Annotated in this window: 1 protein-coding gene; it reads right to left on the reverse strand. The window is 51.7% G+C overall.

Translation table 11 applies throughout. The features are described 5' to 3' along the window. Nucleotides 1-240: hypothetical protein (locus KVT36_RS32090; protein ID WP_217607495.1), on the reverse strand; the 240-nt coding region annotated here is incomplete at both ends.

Below are 240 nucleotides of genomic sequence, written 5' to 3' on the forward strand. Positions count from 1 at the left end.
ATACAATCATACAGCTCCCCCTGCCGGTTCATTTGTTCCCGGTTAAGGGCGCCCTTGATCATGTACAGCTTAAAGGAACCCTGCAGCCCCTTAACAGAAATGCTGTCCATATTAAAAGGGATATTCTCATCGCCGGTTGGCTCTGCAGCGCGCAGCTGGCGGCTCTTCAGGTAATCATCCACCCCGGAGTGGGCCACACAAAAAAAGTTCACATCCCTGTTTACCATATCCTTCAGCCCG

The organism is Chitinophaga sp. GbtcB8 (genome assembly GCF_019091455.1).
Taxonomy (GTDB): domain Bacteria; phylum Bacteroidota; class Bacteroidia; order Chitinophagales; family Chitinophagaceae; genus Chitinophaga.